The organism is Bacillus sp. PK3-067, assembly GCF_056738645.1.
Genome location: NZ_CP096490.1, coordinates 155001 through 172701, shown reverse-complemented (window position 1 = coordinate 172701; position 17701 = coordinate 155001). Strand labels below are relative to the sequence as shown.

Here is a 17701-nt window from a genome sequence, read left to right as displayed (position 1 = left end):
AGCTGACGATAATGATTGAATTAAAAAACATATCCAAAGTATTTACAACAAAAAAAGGGAATGTTGAGGCTCTTAAGTCTACTTCCCTTAAAGTAGAAAAAGGCGAGGTATTTGGAATCATTGGGTATAGTGGCGCTGGTAAAAGTACATTGATTCGATGTGTAAATTTATTAGAAAAACCAACGACAGGAAATATCATTGTAAACGAACAAGACTTAACAACGTTATCGACAAAAGAACTAGCAAAAGCGAGACAAAAAATCGGAATGATCTTTCAAGGATTCAATTTACTTAAAACTGTTACCGTTTATGAAAATATCGCATTACCGTTACGGCTTGCTGGCATTCCAAAAGCAGAAATTGAAAAAAGGGTAGAAAAGTATTTACGTATTGTCGATCTTTTTAATCGAAAAGATGCCTATCCGAGTGAACTTTCTGGTGGCCAGAAACAACGTGTTGCCATTGCACGTGCACTATCACATGAACCGGAAGTGTTATTAAGCGACGAAGCAACGAGTGCTTTAGATCCAGAAACAACTGATTCTATTCTTGACCTATTATTAAAGATTAATGAGGAAATCGGGATTACAATTTTATTAATTACACATGAAATGAATGTCATCCAACGTATATGCGACCGAGTTGCTGTTATGGAACATGGAGCAGTAATTGAAAGCGGGACTGTGAAGGAGATCTTCACAAACCCACAACATGTAACAACGAAGAAATTTGTAAATAGTGCATTTGCAGCAAAAATCCCAGCTGAAGTACAAAAAGAACTACAAAGAACCGGAGAAATCGTAACACTTTCATTTATAGGAAATTCTTCTGGTGAACCAGCGTTAGCTATCGCTACAAAACGTTTCCAAGTGTATCCAAATATTTTATCCGGTAATATTACACAGTTAAAACATGAGGCATACGGGAAACTTGTCATTCATATGCAAGGGGAACAAAATGAAATCAACCACGCTTTATCATTTTTACAAGAGCAAGGAATCATCGTAGAAGGGGGTAGAACAGATTATGGGAAACAAGTCCTTTTTGGATGAATGGGGTAAAGTCATATGGGAAGCAACCATTCAAACATTTCAAATGACATCTATTTCACTATTCATCTCTATCCTTATTGCACTACCACTTGGTGTCACACTTGTTTTAACAAGACCTGGTGGGCAGCACGAAAATAAAATCATTTACCCAATTCTTAATACAATTATTAATATCATTCGCTCTCTTCCATTTATCATTCTATTATTCTTCATTTTACCTTTTACAAAGTTTCTAATGGGAACCTCCATTGGTGTACAAGGCGTAATCGTACCGCTTGTCGTATTCACGGCCCCTTATATTGCACGATTAATGGAAACTGCTTTATTAGAAGTAGATCGCGGCGTTATTGAAGCCTATCAAGCGATGGGCGTTTCTACTATAAAAATTATTTGGCACGTTATGGTGAAAGAAGCTCGTCCCTCCCTTGTACTTGGATTAACAATTGCAACGATTGGCTTAATCGGCGCAACAGCAATGGCTGGTCTTGTAGGCGCTGGTGGGCTAGGGGACTTAGCATATCGCTTCGGACATTTACGCTATGAACCTGAAGTAATGTATGCAACTGTCTTTATTTTAATTATCCTCGTTCAAGGATTACAGTCTTTAGGGAATGGTATTGCACGAAGGTTGAAGAAAGATTAAAAAAGAAGGTATCTCACTAAGGTGAGATACCTTCTTTTTTATCTTTTAAATCCACCTTCTGAATGAATAACTTGCCCAGTAATCCACTCAGCTTCTTCACTTACTAAAAATTTAATGAGTCTAGCTGCATCCTTTGGCTCACCAATTCTGCCAAAAGGAAACATCGGCTTTAACCCTTGTTTTATCTCTTCAGTCATCCATCCTGTATCAGTTGGTCCTGGATTAATTGCATTCACTGTTATTCCTAAATGAGCTACCTCTGCTGACAACGTACTAGTAAGAGCATCAATAGCTCCCTCCGTTGTTGCATACGCTAGTTCTTCTACCATAGGACCTTGAAATTGCCCCGAAGTCATATTCACAATTCTACCACCAGATTTTTTATCAAATCCTCGGGCAAATTGACTACTGAGCAATGTAGTCGCACGAATATTCACCATATAATGCTTATCTAATTCTTCAGCAGTCAACGTAGAGAAATCATTATTCGTAGAATATGCTGCATTATTAATTAATATATGAGGGTACCCTAATTGTTCAGTAACTTTATTTATAAGCTCTTTCGGTGCATCATTCTGAGTTAAATCTAACTCCATACTTGAGACTTTAACACCGTTTTTTAGTAACTCTTCTTTTAATTGTATTTGTTCATTTTTATCAACGCCCCAAGGCATCTCTTTATCGTAAGCTGTCCAATACGTAAAAAATATATCGTATCCTGATTCAGCTAATTCTTTACAAACCGCTGCGCCTATACCATCTAGACGACTTACCCCTGTAATAACTGCTACTTTATTTTTTAATTGGTTCATCATATACTCCTCCAAGTTTAAAGGACGCATATTTTATATAAGAGATATAAACTTTCCCACAAAAAAGACAGATACATAAAATAGGCACCTATCCTTATAAAAGGGATGTACAATCCAAATATGCATTCCTTGAATGATTTACAGATGACTAAATAAACCCTCGCTTATGAGAGCAAAATTCATCTATCTAGTTTCTAATCATTACAAGTTCATCCACATATTGAGTCTTCGTCTCCTTTTGATATATCTCTATTATTAGTCTATCAAAAAAGATGAAATGTTACAAAAAATAAAACAATTACTCAAAACATATATTCGTTCACATTTCCTCTATTGTGAATTTATTCACAATATATATATAATAAACATGTAAATACAATATTGGAGGGATTTCAATGGTTATCAATTTTTTAAGAACTGATAAACGTGCTACTTTCATATTATTACTTTTACGGCTTTACATAGGGTATACATGGCTCGCTGCTGGGATAGGCAAAGTCTTCGGACAATCTTTTGACGCAAGTGGCTTTCTAAAGGGTGCTATTGCTCAAGCATCAGGTGACCACCCTGCAGTACAAAGTTGGTGGGCAGATTTTCTTCAACATTTTGTCCTTCCAAACGCAGACCTATTTAGCTTTTTAGTTCAATGGGGAGAAATTTTAGTAGGTCTAGGTTTAATTTTAGGCGGATTAACAAAAACAGCTGCATTTTTCGGAATCATAATGAATCTTTCATTTTTATTAAGTGGAACCGTTAGTGTAAACCCAAACCTGCTTATTTTGACTATGTTCATTTTAGTTGCAGGGCAGAACGCTGGACGTATTGGATTAGATGGCTATGTTTTCCCTAAACTTTTCCGTAAAAACAACCACGGAACATATAAATTAAGTAAAACTGCATAGTAACAGTTTACTTTTAAAATATAAATAAGAAAAAGAGCCTGAATATAGGCTCTTTTTCTTATTTCTCCTAATTTAAACTTTTAACGAGCCACGAAAACCTCTGGCAGCATAGTAAGAGTCTGCTCCATTATGGTACACGAAAACATGTCCAAAGCGATAATCGCAAAATAAAGCACCACCAAGTTCTCGAATATCTGAAGGTGTTTGTACCCAACTTGATGATTTCATGTCAAAATCGCCAAGTTGTTGCAATTCCCGATACTGTTCTTCCGTTAATAATTCAATGCCCATAGCATTGGCAACATCAATAACGTTATTTTCTGGTTTATGTTTTTTTCTTGATTCTAACGCTTCAAGATCATAACAAAGACTTCTGCGGCCTTTAGGACTCTCCTTTGAACAATCATAGAAAGTATATTCGTCCTTTTCTTCATCATAACCAATAACATCCGGTTCACCACCAGTTACTTCCATTTCGTTAAGTGACCACATTTTTTCATTATTAGTAGTCAGCTTCGCTTCAACTTTAGCCCATTCAAGACCTTCATGGCGGTTCATGTTTTTCTCAAAACGAGCTTGCAATACTTTCAATAACTCTTCACGTTTTTCTACTAGTAAGTCATTTTTATTTCCTGTCATATTAGTCCTCCCTGATTTATGTACTGATAGTAGTTTAAGTATATATTTTATAATAAATCATCTCAATATGAAGACCGTTTCAACCTTATGTCTTGTACAAACATCCCTTACAAAGTCCTAAAACCCTCCATACTCTCTCCAAGAATATAGTGTGAAAACCACATCAAGTTCTGCTTCATAATAGCCACATGAACTCCTGGTTGGTCAGAACTATATGCCATTCCTTTAAATATAATTAATTCTGTATCAACTTCCATATCCATTAATCCTTGATATAGATCATATGCATTTGTAATTGGAATTCTTGCATCCTTTTCCCCATGTTGAATTAAGGTAGGCGTACAAGCTGATTTAATATACGTCATAGGTGATGTCTTCGTATATATCTCTGGATCATTCCATGGAGTATTTCCTAAATACCTTCTAATAAAGTAAGGTATATCTGTATTTACATAATGGGTACTCCAGTTAGTTATTCCACCGCCAACTGAAATAGCTTTAAACCGACTACTAAACGTAGAACAGAAAGCTGATACATATCCACCGTTGCTCCATCCCATAACTCCTACTCTATCCTTGTCTACCATCCCTTTTTCTACTAGTTCATCCACTCCAGATATAACATCATCGTAGTCAGCAATCCCCTGTTTTCTATAGTTAGCTTTTAAAAATTCATTACCATAACCTGAACTTCCTCTGTAATTTGGTTCTAAAACGATAAAGCCCTTTTCAACAAACTGTTCAATCGGATATTTCTCATTGAAGCAGTCTGAAAATATCGGAAAAGATGCCCAAGCCGGACCGCCGTGAATTACTACTAATAAAGGATATTTTTTATTATTGTCCAACTCTACTGGCGTTGATAAAACACCTTCTATTTCAAGACCATCGCTACTTTTCCATGAGATGATTTCCCTGTTACTTCTAAGTTTCCCTTTGAAAAAGCTATTTTCATCCGTTATTTTTTTATCGTCTAAATAGATTTCAAAGGTTTCATTTGTTATAGCCTTATTGTAGGATATATGTTTGCCATCCTTTGTTATAGAAGCATCCATTATAAAGCCATCTACTTTTTCGCTTAATATTTCCACAGTGCCATCTTCGGCTAGCAATCCAATAAGATAATTCGTTTTATTCTGCCACCTAATTAAAACCCCTTTAGCTGTCCACTGTAATGGCATAACCGTACTATCAAAATCTGTTAAAGGTTGAATTAGCTCTCCGGTATTTATATCATATATCTCTAACGTACTATCTTGTATATGGTTTCTATAGTAACCCTTCTCTCTTATGCTTGCTGTGTAACATATTTCACTGCCGTCAGGAGAAAAGCAAACACTCCCTCCCAACAACTTATCCACATTCAGCTTTTGTAGCTCTCCAGCTTTAATATGGAGTATGTATAGATCTCCATTTATATAATCTGCCATATTTGAGCTTGGTGTCGCCATAAATACAACCTTTTTACCATCATTTGAAATATCAAATTCATGGATATGAAAATCCTTACCATCCGTTAATTGATAAACAACTCTGTTCTTGTGTTCATCTGTATCACTTTGTATCACCTTCTCTATTTCAATGTAATATAAACAATTATTCTGGTGTTCCTTACCTATATGTTGAAAATCTCCATATAGATCCTTACGTTTCTTTATCTCCTCACATTCTTTTGACTGCGTAACATAATAAAGACCCTTGCCAGTAGGACCCCATTTGAATGTACTGACTCCTTCTTTCTCATCGGTAATTTGAACCTCTCTATAACCATCTAGTGACTTAACAAATATCTGATTTTTCCCATCACCAACTGGACTAAGATATGCGATACACCTAGCATCTGGAGACCATAATGGGTGTGTACTATCTATATCACCATTTGATAATGGGTAACTCTGCTTCTTATCTTTTTCATATATCCATACATGATTCCTATATGTATTGTCTTTCCAATCAGCCGTCTTCTTAACAAATGCTACGTTTTTACCATCATCACTTATGTTTGTACTTGATACGGTTGGCAATGAAATAATCTCTTCTATACTTAGATATGTTTTTTCATTCACTTTCATCAATATCCCCCTTGAAATGTCCATAAATCTCTCGTCTCTTTTTGCCGTAATAAAGGAAATTGTTCACGAATACTTAAAATGATAACGGAAAATTCAGATAAATAAAAGTGAAGTCGATAAAGTAAAACTTTAATTTATGGAGTTCTATCCACTTACCAATTCTAGATGTTCTTTTTCGACACAAAAACACCCCTTTTAGATACAAATTTGTAAATTTATTTTAAAGCTATAACTATATATTGGTTTGGAATAAAATTTGATAAAAATGAAGTCACAAATCTTTATTTAACAACAAAAAAATTCATTTTGAAAAAACGATTGATCAAAATAGAATCACTCTTTTTAACTAAGTATGAGATTTTTATAAAAAAATTTTAATCAAAACTCACTTAGAATCTTTACTTGAAGGAATAAAGCTTCGCATCTTTTTTGTGAACATCGTTAAACTAAGATAAATTTTGACCGTATCTGTAATTAATTGTAAAATATTATACATAGAAAGGTATTATAAAATAAATATAGAAGGGGTATGTTTTTTAGTTTTAAAGGGGCTAAAGCACATCTATTTTATGTTTTGAAAGGGAGAATTGAAAAATCATATGAAGAATTTCAAAAAGAGTACAGGTAAAATTTTACTAGCATCTGGATTAGTAGTTTCTATGTCAGCTTGTAGTGTAACAAATTTATTTGGAGAAAAAGAAAAAACAAATGCTGAATCTGGTAAACAAGAAAGTAAAGAAACTAAGACAGAAGGTAAATCATCTGAAACAAAGGAAAAATCAACTAACTCAAAAGAAGAAAGTAAAGATGTTAAGATGATTATGGTTTTGCCTGAGGATTACCCACAACTTATGGTAGACATTGAAGAAGACTTATTAAGACGTCTAGATTACTATGATGCTTCTGTGAGGGATAATAAAAAGGGAAGTAAGTCAAATGAAGAGGTACGAGATAGTATTAAAGACTTAGATAAAGTATTTAATAAAATAGAGCGTATAGATGCACCAGGAAAATACAAGGAAGATCATAAGGAAATTGTAAAAGCTGTTCAAAAGTTAAAAGAATCTTTCAAAGAAGTATCGAAGTTATTTGATTACTCTAAAACACTTAAAGATACGGATGATGCAATCATAGATAAAGCAAACAATAAATTAGATGAAGCAAAACGCATTTGGAAACCTGTATTTAATAAGTTAAAAGCGGAAGCTAAGGGTGGTTCAACAACTACTTCTCCAACAAGTGGTACTAGTTCTTCTAACTCACCGAGTTTATCTAGTGGTAATACAGTTAAAACATACAGTACCCAAGATAAAACTGGTATATTCAAAGGAAAAATTGATACACCAGACGAGGATTCCGCTAAGTTTAAGAATGTACAGAACAACTATAAAGACGGTACAGAGCTTGTAGGTAATTGGGGTATTGATTACGGAGACGGAGTCAAAACTACGTTAGTCCTAAAAGCAGATAAGACATTTGAAACATATGCAAATGGTTCTTATCCAAATAAAGATAATTACTTAACAGGAACATACCAAGCAGACGTTTCTTCCCATCAGTTAACGCTAATGGTGGAAAAAGGAACTCAAAATGGTCAAGAAGTGAAATTGGAAAGACCTATTTATTCATCATATGAGGTTAAAAATTTAGATGGTAAAGCGTTACAGATTTTCCACATAGACGAACAAGTAACAATTTGTTATGTAAAACAATAAATAACTAAAAAAACTCTGTAAAATAATTTTTACAGAGTTTTTTCTTAGTTTTAATTTATTTCAAACGTATAACTATACTTATTAACCTACCAATCTCCTACTCAACAGTAACAGACTTAGCTAAGTTACGTGGCTTATCAACGTCACACTCGCGGTGAAGTGCTGCGTAGTATGAGATAAGTTGTAATGGAATAACTGCTACTAGCGGTGCTAGCGCTTCGTGTACAGCTGGTAATACGAAGCTGTCTCCTTCCATTTCTAAGCCTTTCATTGAGATGATACATGGGTTAGCTCCGCGTGCTACTACCTCTTTCACGTTGCCGCGAATTCCAAGGTTTACGTGCTCTTGTGTAGCAAGTGCGATAACTGGTGTACCATTTTCGATTAAAGCGATTGTACCGTGTTTTAACTCTCCTCCAGCGAATCCTTCTGCTTGGATGTAAGAGATTTCTTTTAGTTTTAACGCACCTTCTAATCCTACGTAGAAGTCTACGCTACGTCCGATGAAGAAACAGTTACGCGTTGTCGCTAAAAATTGTTTTGCTAATGCGTCCATTTCTTCTTTTTGATCACAAAGTTCTATCATTGCATTTGCTACAAGTCCTAGTTCGTGTGTTAAATCGAAATCAAGAACTTCACCTTTTGCTTTAGCAATATCAGCTGCTAAAATTGAAAGTACTGCAAGCTGTGCTGTGTAAGCTTTCGTTGATGCAACTGCAATTTCTGGTCCAGCGTATAACGGAAGTGTATAATCAGCTTCACGAGAAAGCGTAGAACCAGGCACGTTTGTAATTGTTAATGCTTTATGACCCATTTCATTTGTTTGCACAAGTACTGCACGGCTATCAGCTGTTTCACCACTTTGTGAAATATAAATGAAGAATGGTCTTTCTGTTAATAATGGCATGTTGTAAGAGAATTCACTTGCCACGTGTACTTCAACTGGCATTTTTGCAAACTTCTCGATAAATTGTTTTCCAACAAGACCTGCATGATAACTCGTTCCACATGCAATGATGTAAATACGATCGCTATCTAAAATCGCATTGCGGATGTCTTGATTTAATTCAATTTCGCCATTTTCATCTTGATACTTTTGAATTATATTACGGATTACAAGTGGTTGCTCATCGATTTCTTTAAGCATGAAATGAGGATATGTTCCCTTTTCAATATCACTTGCGTCTAATTCCGCTGTAAACGGTGCACGTTCAATCGTTTCACCTTGTAAGTTTTTAATTGTAATACTTTCTTTCGTTACGATTACGATTTCTTTATCCATTAGCTCAATAAATTGATCTGTAACTTGTAACATCGCCATAGCGTCGCTTGCCACAACATTAAAGTTGTCACCAACACCTACTAATAGCGGGCTTTTGTTTTTAGCAACATAAATCATGTTTGGATTTTCAGCATCAAGTAATCCGATTGCATAAGAGCCATGTAAAAGAGATAGCGTATTACGGAACGCTTCTTCTACACTTAATCCTGTGCTCACTTGTTGTTCCATAAGCTGTACGATAACCTCTGTATCTGTTTCACTTACGAACGTTACATCTTGTAAATATTCCTTTTTCACTAATTCATAGTTTTCAATTACACCGTTATGAACTAATGTAAAGCGTTTTGATGTACTTTGATGCGGATGCGCGTTTACTTTACTTGGAACACCGTGTGTAGCCCAGCGTGTGTGTCCGATACCCACGCTTGCTGCTACGTTCTCATCTACGATTTCACGAAGTTTTGCGATACGGCCTTTTTCTTTGTATACAACAACACCGTTCTCTGCTTGTACTGCAATACCTGCTGAATCATATCCACGATATTCTAGCTTTTCTAAACCTTTTAATAAAATTTCCTTTGCATCTTGCTCTCCAATAAATCCTACGATTCCACACATGTTTAGTCGCCGTTACAAATGCTTACACTGCTCTGCGAACATGTAACGACATAGTCCGATACCATTTTTATTTATACTAAAAAACGGATTACATATTGCTAGCCCTGTAAGCTTGTAACGGCTTTCACCTTCCTCTCGATTGGGTTTAAGTCCGTATATACTTATACAGCTAGTTTTCATCCGTTCCTCTTCTCTCATCACACTTTCACCTTTGTCCACTAAGTCACCTTAATGATTTAAGTAAAAGCTTGCGGTTGTGATGAACAACCGGGAGTCATCCGCCGAAATCTCGATAAACCCCACCTCGTCAACTACACTATTTGTAGTTCTGGCGCTTTTATAATTTACAATATTTCCTTTGAGAAAAAGAACAAGACCATCTTATAACAAACATGGATAAACCGTCAATGAAATTTTTTTCATCGTCTATAAAACATATGAAAAAGGAGCACTTTTTGTGCTCCTTTTTCATATAAATTCAGCTAATTATTCAGCGCCAACTTCGGCTTTCACAACTTCTACAATGCGATGTACATATGCATCACAAACTTCTTGTGTTGGTGCTTCTGCCATTACACGAATAAGTGGCTCTGTTCCAGATGGACGAACAAGAATACGGCCATCACCGTTCATTTCTTCCTCTACAACACGAATAATTTCTTTAATTTTTTCATTTTCTAATGCTAATTTTTTATCTGTTACACGAACGTTTACTAACAATTGTGGGAATTTCGTCATTTCTCCTGCAAGCTCAGATAATGGCTTTTTCGTCATTTTCATGATGTTTACAAGTTGAAGTGCACTTAACATTCCATCACCAGTTGTAATGTAATCAAGTAAGATAATATGGCCTGATTGTTCTCCACCTAGGTTGTAACCCCCACGCTTCATTTCTTCCATTACGTAGCGGTCACCAACTGCTGTTTTATCACTTGTAATATTATTTGCTTCAAGTGCCTTGTAAAAACCTAAGTTACTCATAACAGTTGAAACAACTGTATTATGTTTTAATTGACCAGTTTCTTTCATATATTTCGCACAAATGAACATAATTTGATCACCGTCAACGATGTTTCCTTTTTCGTCTACAGCAATTAAACGGTCGCCATCGCCATCAAAAGCAAGTCCGATATCCGCACCTTTTTCTTTTACCAATTCAGCTAAGCCTTCTGGATGTGTAGATCCTACACCCTCATTAATATTCATACCGTTTGGAGAAGTTCCCATTGTTGAAATATCAGCTTCTAGGTCTGCAAATAAGTATGGAGCTAGAGAAGAAGTTGCACCATGTGCACAATCTAAAGCGATATGTAGGCCAGAGAAATCTTCTTCAACAGTTTGTTTAATGTACTGTAAATATTTTTGTCCACCTTCAAAGTAATCGCTCACTTGTCCAAGATTAGTACCTGTCGGACGTGGTAGTTCATCAACTTCTTTGTCTAATAAAGCTTCAATCTCAGCTTCTTGCTCATCTGTTAATTTAAAGCCGTCTGAACCAAAGAATTTAATACCGTTATCTTGTACTGGATTATGAGATGCAGAAATCATAACACCCGCTTGTGCATCTAGTGCTTTTGTTAAATAAGCAACGCCCGGTGTAGAAATAACGCCAAGGCGCATTACTTCTGCTCCAGTTGATAATAGACCTGCTACTAAAGCTCCTTCTAACATATGACCAGATACACGTGTATCACGACCGATAATTACTTTTGGACGATCTGTATCTTTTGTTAATACATAACCACCAAAACGTCCAATTTTGAAAGCTAATTCAGGTGTTAACTCCTTATTTGCAACTCCGCGTACTCCATCTGTACCAAAATATTTACCCATTATGATTCGCTCCTTTTTCTTGCTCTTTTTGATTATCTACTGTTGGTTCTTGACTCGTTTCTTTATCTTTATCTTGATTTTGATTTTGGTTTTGATTCTTTTCCTGTTCTTTTTCTGAATCAGGTTCAGGATTTTTTGGTTTCTCATTTTGATTTTCTTGATCCGTATTTGAATCCGGTTGTTGACCATTACCCTGTACTTCTTTATCTGGTTTTTCTTTCTTCACAATAGTAACTTTAGCACTTTTTTGTTTTGGCTCTATTGAAATATTACCAGGACCGCTCACTTGAATGGAAATATCTTTCGTCCCTGAGGATACATTTTGCAGATTAATTACCGCTGTTATTTGAGCAGCTGTTATTTTATCTACTATACTTGCTTCTCCTGAAATATCAACACTTATCTTTCCATCTTGCGGCGAAAGTAGCTGAGCAGTAACATCTTTAGACAGTCCATTTTTCTGGATTGGGATACCATCAATCGTTTTTGTTTTCGTTTGTTTTGTTTTTTGCACTCCCACCGAAACCTTCACTTGATTCGGTTTTGCACTTGTTACACCCTTGGGTAATAAAACAGAGGCATCGAATGTTGTAGACTCTGTCAATTGACTAAGATCTACTTCGACCCCCTCTAGCGATTGTATATTATCCAAAATATCTTTTGGACCAGCTATCGTTACTTCTCTCGGTTCAACACTGATATTTGTAACCGCCAATCCTTCTGCTAAACTCCCCTTCTTCGTATACGTTACAGGAACAGTTTTTTCAGTATTATTGGCTGTAGTTTGCGTTGCCACATTCAACGTTACACTAATCTTAGATGGACTTGTTCTTACATTTAAACGTTTTCCTTCTTTATTGTATAATGTAACTTCGGGCGTTTTTGTAACAGTTTTATTAACACCTTTTAAATCAACATACGCTTTGGCAGAGGAAATGCTTTCAATTTCTTCTTTCGTCCCAACTACCTCAACAGTATCCGGTTTAAGGCTTGATTTTTCTAGAGTAGCCCCCGCTGGCATCTGATCCTCATTTGATAATTTCAGATCTACATGAACATATTTTCTCGCCTTTTCATGAAGAGTAACTTTAATTGTTGATGGCTGAACTGTTCCTTTCACATCATCTGGAAGCCCGTTCGTTTTTAAAGAAATCTCATAAGTTCCTTTTGGACTATCTCGCAAATCAACCGGTATGTCAAATTGTTTTTTTGCTTTTGCTGTAGCAACTGATGCTTTTGGGCCTTCTAATTTTACTTTAACGCCCTCTGCCGGAATACCACTTACAATATATTTCTCCTCATCATACTTAAGATTAATAGCATAATTAGTTAATGTTTCTTTCGTATCATTTGCAAAAGGTAATATACCTGATGTCGTATTTTTTTCAGTTAACGTCGCTGACATAAAAAGCATACACGCCAATAGTAATGAGATCCCTTTTAAAAACCAATGATTCTCCATTAACTTATCCATGACGCTTTCTCCTCCAATTCCATAAAGACGAAGAAGTCGTTTTTTCGTTTCCACTAAATTCAGCTAATAACATATCTTTCAGCTGTTCTGTCTTCAAATCACGATGCAACTTACCATTTTTCGTTAAAGAAATTTGACCAGTTTCTTCAGACACAACTACTGTAATACTATCAGTAACTTCACTAACTCCCATTGCAGCACGATGTCTAGTTCCTAATTCTTTAGAAATAAACGGACTTTCTGATAATGGAAGATAGCATGCTGCTGCTTTAATTGTACTTCCTTGCATAATTACCGCTCCGTCATGAAGAGGTGTATTTGGAATAAAAATATTAATAAGTAATTCCGATGATACGTTTGCATTAAGCGGAATACCCGTTTCCACATAATCACCCATACCGGTCTCTTTTGACAAAGTAATTAATGCACCAATTCTACGTTTCCCCATATATTCGGTTGCTTTTGCTATCGCTGTTGCAACCATTTCAGGTTCATCATCCTCATGCGTTCCAACACGCGAAAATAAACTCCCGCGCCCTAGCTGCTCAAGTGCTCTTCGCAATTCTGGCTGAAAGATAATAATAACGGCTAAAAATCCCCACGTTAATACTTGTTCAGTTAGCCAAGATAGCGTACGCAATTCAAGGAAAATACTGATCATCTTAACTACGATAATAACTGTAATCCCTTTTAAAAGTTGAACAGCTTTCGTCCCTCGGATTATAAGAATTAGCTTATATATAATAAACCATACAATGGCAATATCTAATGCCGTACTAAGATATTTCAAAATGGTCGTATCTTCAAAAGGCATGCTATCCCTTCCTCCTACTTACGAGCAATTCTATCCATATATTGAAATATTGTTTTATGCTCTATCTGTATGTATTTCCAACAACTAGTTAATTATACCATACATGAAACAAACGACAATTACAAACAACCCCCTTTAGCTCAAATTGGTAAGATGTCAAACATTTTTATTGTACAGTATAATATAAATCATTATTATACGCTTATTTTCAAATAAAAAAAGCAACTTCTCAGTTGCTTTTCTTACATTTATTTTAGTTTTTCACCGAATAAAGAACCCATTAAAGCAACTGCTGTTGTTGCCGTTCTATTTCTCTCATCTAAAATCGTATTTACCTCAACAAATTCAGCAGATGTGATAATATCAGCTTCTGCTAACATTTCCATCGCCAAATGACTTTCACGATAAGATAGACCGCCAATTACAGGCGTTCCAACACCTGGTGCATCATGAGGATCAAGACCATCTAAATCTAATGATAAGTGTACACCATCGGTATGAGATAAATATGCGATTGTTTCTTCCATCACAGCCGTCATCCCCATACGATCAATTTCATGCATTGAGAACACTTTAATACCTTCATTGCGAATGAAATCTTTTTCTCCTTCATCCAATGCACGCGCACCGATAATTACGACATTCTCTTTTTTCACCTTTGGATATGCTCCGTATAAATCTACAAGTGAAGAATGTCCATAACCTAAACTTGCTGCAAGTGACATACCATGAATATTTCCAGATGGTGAAGTTTCCTCTGTATTTAAATCACCGTGTGCATCATACCAAATAACGCCTAAGTTTTTATAATGTTTTGCTACACCAGCTAATGTACCGATAGCAATACTATGGTCACCACCTAATACAAGTGGAAAACGACCTTCTTCTATAATATGATCCACCTTACTTGCTAATTCATTACATACAGTTGCAACTTGTGTAAGGTTTCTTAATTTTGTATTTTCATCTATCTCTTTTTCTCTCTCTATACATATATCTCCCATATCTTTAACGTCATATCCAATTTCTTCAATTCTTTCAATTACCCCTGCATAACGGATCGCGCTCGGTCCCATATCAACTCCACGACGCATCTGTCCTAAATCCATTGGAACTCCAATAACTGAGATTTCTTTTTTCATAGATAGTATCCCCCTTTTATGCCTTCACTAAATATTTTAAATCTTTTATATAGTCTGACTCAACTCGACATTTTTCTGTATGGATATACAATTTATTCACTTATATTCACGTTGAAAACCAAATTTTAAGACTATTCTATGTATAAAGTTAACTTAATGAAACAATCGCAATCACTATTATTAAATAATAATAATAAAACACTCCTATATTTAGAAGTGTTTTTCTGATGCTATTTTCCATACTGTTGCAATATTCTTCGTTGTCATTTCAATATTTTCTTCTGCTACTTTATATGCTTCTTCTAGTGTCATCGGTTTCGTTGTGATACTAAATACCGCATCTATTCCTTTCTCGTACACAGCTGAATAATCAGATGATACAGACCCTCCAATAGCAATTACAGGCACAGAAAAACGTTTTGCACGCCCCGCAACACCCACAGGAGCCTTTCCATATGCAGTTTGTTTATCTATTCTACCTTCACCAGTTATAATAAGATGTGCATCTTCTATATGTTTATCGAAATTTGTATAATCTAATACAATTTCAATGCCCCTACGCAAGTCTCCCTTTAACACTGAAATAACAGCCGCTCCCATTCCTCCCGCTGCCCCTGCACCAGGTATTTCAGATACATCAAAAGATACATATCGTTTAAGCATATTCGCATAATGTTGTAAATTCTCATCTAGCTCTTTCATCATCTCTATATTTGCACCCTTTTGTCTCCCAAATACGAAAGATGCTCCCTGCATTCCGACTAATGGATTATCCACATCACATGCCGCTTCTATCTTTACCCCCTTTAAGCGTGGGTCCATTCGTGAAAAATCAATAGTAACAATCGAGTGTAATGTGCCTCCAGATGGATCTATTACTTCACCCTTACCATTTATAAACCTTACTCCTAAAGCCGCTAACATACCTGCCCCGCCATCATTTGTAGCACTTCCTCCAAGTCCTAAAATTATGTACTCCACTCCTTGATCTAGCGCATGTAATATAAGTTCTCCTGTTCCTTTTGTCGTTGTAATAAGTGGGTTGCGCTTTTCAACTGGAACGTGCTGTAATCCTGATGCTGCTGCCATTTCAATAAACGCTGTCTTTTTATCTTTAGAAATGCCATAAAAAGCTTGTATACCTTCTCTAAGCGGTCCTGTCACACTAATTGATATAATTCTCCCCCCTGTAGCATCAACAAGTGATTCAACCGTCCCTTCTCCTCCATCTCCAATTGGTATTTTCACATACTCTGCATTAGGAAAAATTGCTCTAAAACCTCTTTCAATAGCTCCACATACTTCTATAGCTTTTAGGCTTTCTTTATATGAATCAGATGCAATAATAACTTTCACAATTATCTCCCCATCCCTTATTTTTACGTTTTCTTCATTTTAAACGACAAGTATAAAAGTTGTCTTTTTAAACACAAAAAAAGCTTACATCGTATGATGTAAGCTTTTTTATTTAGATGGAGCCTAGCGGGATCGAACCGCTGACCTCCTGCGTGCAAGGCAGGCGCTCTCCCAGCTGAGCTAAGGCCCCTTATTAATTAAGCGGAAGACGGGATTCGAACCCGCGACCCCAACCTTGGCAAGGTTGTATTCTACCACTGAACTACTTCCGCAAAAATGATGAGCCATGAAGGACTCGAACCTTCGACCCTCTGATTAAAAGTCAGATGCTCTACCAACTGAGCTAATGGCTCGTAAATGGCTGGGCTAGCTGGATTCGAACCAGCGCATGACGGAGTCAAAGTCCGTTGCCTTACCGCTTGGCTATAGCCCATTAATATTTACTAGTATGGTTATCTTTTCAAAAAAATAAACCCTCTCAGGTTATTTTAAAGAAAATGGTGGAGGGGGGCAGATTCGAACTGCCGAACCCGAAGGAGCGGATTTACAGTCCGCCGCGTTTAGCCACTTCGCTACCCCTCCGACATTTTAAATATATATGGTGGAGGATGACGGGATCGAACCGCCGACCCCCTGCTTGTAAGGCAGGTGCTCTCCCAGCTGAGCTAATCCTCCAAAAGTGGTGACCCGTACGGGATTCGAACCCGTGTTACCGCCGTGAAAGGGCGGTGTCTTAACCACTTGACCAACGGGCCAAAAAAGTTTTAAACCTATTCCCAAGCTTCCAACCGGGCTTGAACCGGTGACCTCTTCCTTACCATGGAAGTGCTCTACCAGCTGAGCTATGGAAGCATAATGGCTCCGCAGGTAGGACTCGAACCTACGACCGATCGGTTAACAGCCGATAGCTCTACCACTGAGCTACTGCGGAATAATATTAGCCTGGCAACGTCCTACTCTCACAGGGACAAGGTCCCAACTACCATCGGCGCTAGAGAGCTTAACTTCCGTGTTCGGTATGGGAACGGGTGTGACCTCTCTGCCATCATTACCAGACTTTTATCATTATAAACATTTCTTTCGAAATGTCAAGAAGAAATTTTAATATATATTCCTTCAAAACTAGATAACATTTGCTACATATTATATGGTTAAGTCCTCAATCTATTAGTATTCGTCAGCTCCACATGTCACCATGCTTCCACCTCGAACCTATCAACCTGATCATCTTTCAGGGATCTTACTAGCTTACGCTATGGGAAATCTCATCTTGAGGGGGGCTTCATGCTTAGATGCTTTCAGCACTTATCCCTTCCGCACATAGCTACCCAGCTATGCCCTTGGCAG

The 17701-nt window shown here is 36.6% G+C and carries 14 protein-coding genes, 9 tRNA genes and 2 rRNA genes (1 of these 25 running past the window's edge); 4 read left to right on the top strand and 21 right to left on the bottom strand.

Going from position 1 to position 17701, the window contains the following annotated elements; genetic code table 11:
• Positions 1-11 precede the first annotated feature (11 nt).
• Positions 12-1052 carry a methionine ABC transporter ATP-binding protein gene (locus M1D73_RS01005; RefSeq protein WP_000571311.1) on the top strand — a complete coding sequence of 347 codons (1041 nt, stop codon included), beginning with the start codon at positions 12-14 and terminating at the stop codon, positions 1050-1052.
• The gene (locus M1D73_RS01000; protein WP_000527136.1) at positions 1027-1695 is read left to right on the top strand and encodes a methionine ABC transporter permease; all 669 of its coding nucleotides are present in this window, start codon (positions 1027-1029) and stop codon (positions 1693-1695) included. The genes M1D73_RS01005 and M1D73_RS01000 overlap by 26 nt, the downstream gene beginning before the upstream one ends.
• A gap of 38 nt (positions 1696-1733) precedes the next feature.
• Here the strand turns inward: M1D73_RS01000 and M1D73_RS00995 are convergent, their stop codons facing one another.
• Positions 1734-2510, bottom strand: coding sequence for an SDR family oxidoreductase (locus M1D73_RS00995; protein ID WP_033665755.1), 777 nt, complete (start codon positions 2508-2510; stop codon positions 1734-1736).
• A 392-nt stretch (positions 2511-2902) separates the two neighbouring features.
• Here M1D73_RS00995 and M1D73_RS00990 point away from each other — a divergent pair, with 392 nt between their 5' ends.
• The gene (locus M1D73_RS00990; protein WP_000236367.1) at positions 2903-3409 is read left to right on the top strand and encodes a DoxX family membrane protein; all 507 of its coding nucleotides are present in this window, start codon (positions 2903-2905) and stop codon (positions 3407-3409) included.
• A gap of 72 nt (positions 3410-3481) precedes the next feature.
• Here the strand turns inward: M1D73_RS00990 and M1D73_RS00985 are convergent, their stop codons facing one another.
• Both M1D73_RS00985 and M1D73_RS00980 read right to left on the bottom strand, forming a co-directional pair.
• Positions 3482-4048 carry a DUF4256 domain-containing protein gene (locus tag M1D73_RS00985; protein WP_000147392.1) on the bottom strand — a complete coding sequence of 189 codons (567 nt, stop codon included), beginning with the start codon at positions 4046-4048 and terminating at the stop codon, positions 3482-3484.
• 107 nt (positions 4049-4155) lie between these two features.
• Complete coding sequence (locus M1D73_RS00980) at positions 4156-6120, bottom strand: S9 family peptidase (RefSeq protein ID WP_121868636.1); 1965 nt, start codon at positions 6118-6120, stop codon at positions 4156-4158.
• 587 nt (positions 6121-6707) lie between these two features.
• Between M1D73_RS00980 and M1D73_RS00975 the strand changes: the two genes are divergently transcribed.
• A complete protein-coding gene (locus tag M1D73_RS00975; RefSeq protein WP_079998760.1) occupies positions 6708-7835 on the top strand; it encodes a DUF3994 domain-containing protein in 1128 nt (375 codons plus the stop codon).
• A 97-nt stretch (positions 7836-7932) separates the two neighbouring features.
• On the opposite strand, the gene glmS is transcribed toward M1D73_RS00975, so the two are convergent.
• The 18 genes from glmS to M1D73_RS00885 form a co-directional block, all read right to left on the bottom strand.
• Positions 7933-9735: a glutamine--fructose-6-phosphate transaminase (isomerizing) gene (gene glmS / locus M1D73_RS00970; protein WP_000334163.1), complete on the bottom strand. Its 1803-nt coding sequence runs from the start codon at positions 9733-9735 to the stop codon at positions 7933-7935.
• Positions 9736-9747: 12 nt separating this feature from the next.
• Positions 9748-9933, bottom strand: coding sequence for a hypothetical protein (locus tag M1D73_RS00965; protein ID WP_001206405.1), 186 nt, complete (start codon positions 9931-9933; stop codon positions 9748-9750).
• Positions 9934-10221: 288 nt separating this feature from the next.
• On the bottom strand, positions 10222-11568 hold the full coding sequence (glmM, locus tag M1D73_RS00960) for a phosphoglucosamine mutase (RefSeq protein ID WP_000521476.1): 1347 nt from the start codon (positions 11566-11568) through the stop codon (positions 10222-10224).
• Positions 11561-13042, bottom strand: coding sequence for a CdaR family protein (locus M1D73_RS00955; RefSeq protein WP_000359601.1), 1482 nt, complete (start codon positions 13040-13042; stop codon positions 11561-11563). Before M1D73_RS00955 ends, glmM begins: the two co-directional genes overlap by 8 nt.
• A complete protein-coding gene (gene cdaA / locus M1D73_RS00950; protein WP_001115697.1) occupies positions 13035-13856 on the bottom strand; it encodes a diadenylate cyclase CdaA in 822 nt (273 codons plus the stop codon). Before cdaA ends, M1D73_RS00955 begins: the two co-directional genes overlap by 8 nt.
• A gap of 248 nt (positions 13857-14104) precedes the next feature.
• On the bottom strand, positions 14105-14998 hold the full coding sequence (rocF, locus tag M1D73_RS00945; RefSeq protein WP_000711563.1) for an arginase: 894 nt from the start codon (positions 14996-14998) through the stop codon (positions 14105-14107).
• A gap of 210 nt (positions 14999-15208) precedes the next feature.
• The gene (locus M1D73_RS00940) at positions 15209-16354 is read right to left on the bottom strand and encodes a glycerate kinase (RefSeq protein ID WP_000864411.1); all 1146 of its coding nucleotides are present in this window, start codon (positions 16352-16354) and stop codon (positions 15209-15211) included.
• Positions 16355-16471: 117 nt separating this feature from the next.
• Positions 16472-16544, bottom strand: a tRNA-Ala gene (locus M1D73_RS00935).
• A gap of 10 nt (positions 16545-16554) precedes the next feature.
• Positions 16555-16626 (bottom strand) — tRNA-Gly (locus M1D73_RS00930).
• 8 nt (positions 16627-16634) lie between these two features.
• Positions 16635-16707 (bottom strand) — tRNA-Lys (locus M1D73_RS00925).
• Between the two features lie 5 nt (positions 16708-16712).
• Positions 16713-16787, bottom strand: a tRNA-Gln gene (locus M1D73_RS00920).
• Between the two features lie 65 nt (positions 16788-16852).
• Positions 16853-16936, bottom strand: a tRNA-Tyr gene (locus M1D73_RS00915).
• 17 nt (positions 16937-16953) lie between these two features.
• Positions 16954-17029, bottom strand: a tRNA-Val gene (locus M1D73_RS00910).
• A gap of 5 nt (positions 17030-17034) precedes the next feature.
• Positions 17035-17109: transfer RNA gene (locus M1D73_RS00905), tRNA-Glu, on the bottom strand.
• A 24-nt stretch (positions 17110-17133) separates the two neighbouring features.
• Positions 17134-17206: transfer RNA gene (locus M1D73_RS00900), tRNA-Thr, on the bottom strand.
• 4 nt (positions 17207-17210) lie between these two features.
• Positions 17211-17285: transfer RNA gene (locus tag M1D73_RS00895), tRNA-Asn, on the bottom strand.
• 9 nt (positions 17286-17294) lie between these two features.
• Positions 17295-17410, bottom strand: a 5S ribosomal RNA gene (rrf, locus tag M1D73_RS00890).
• A 91-nt stretch (positions 17411-17501) separates the two neighbouring features.
• Positions 17502-17701 (bottom strand): 23S ribosomal RNA (locus M1D73_RS00885); it runs 2722 nt beyond the window's last position.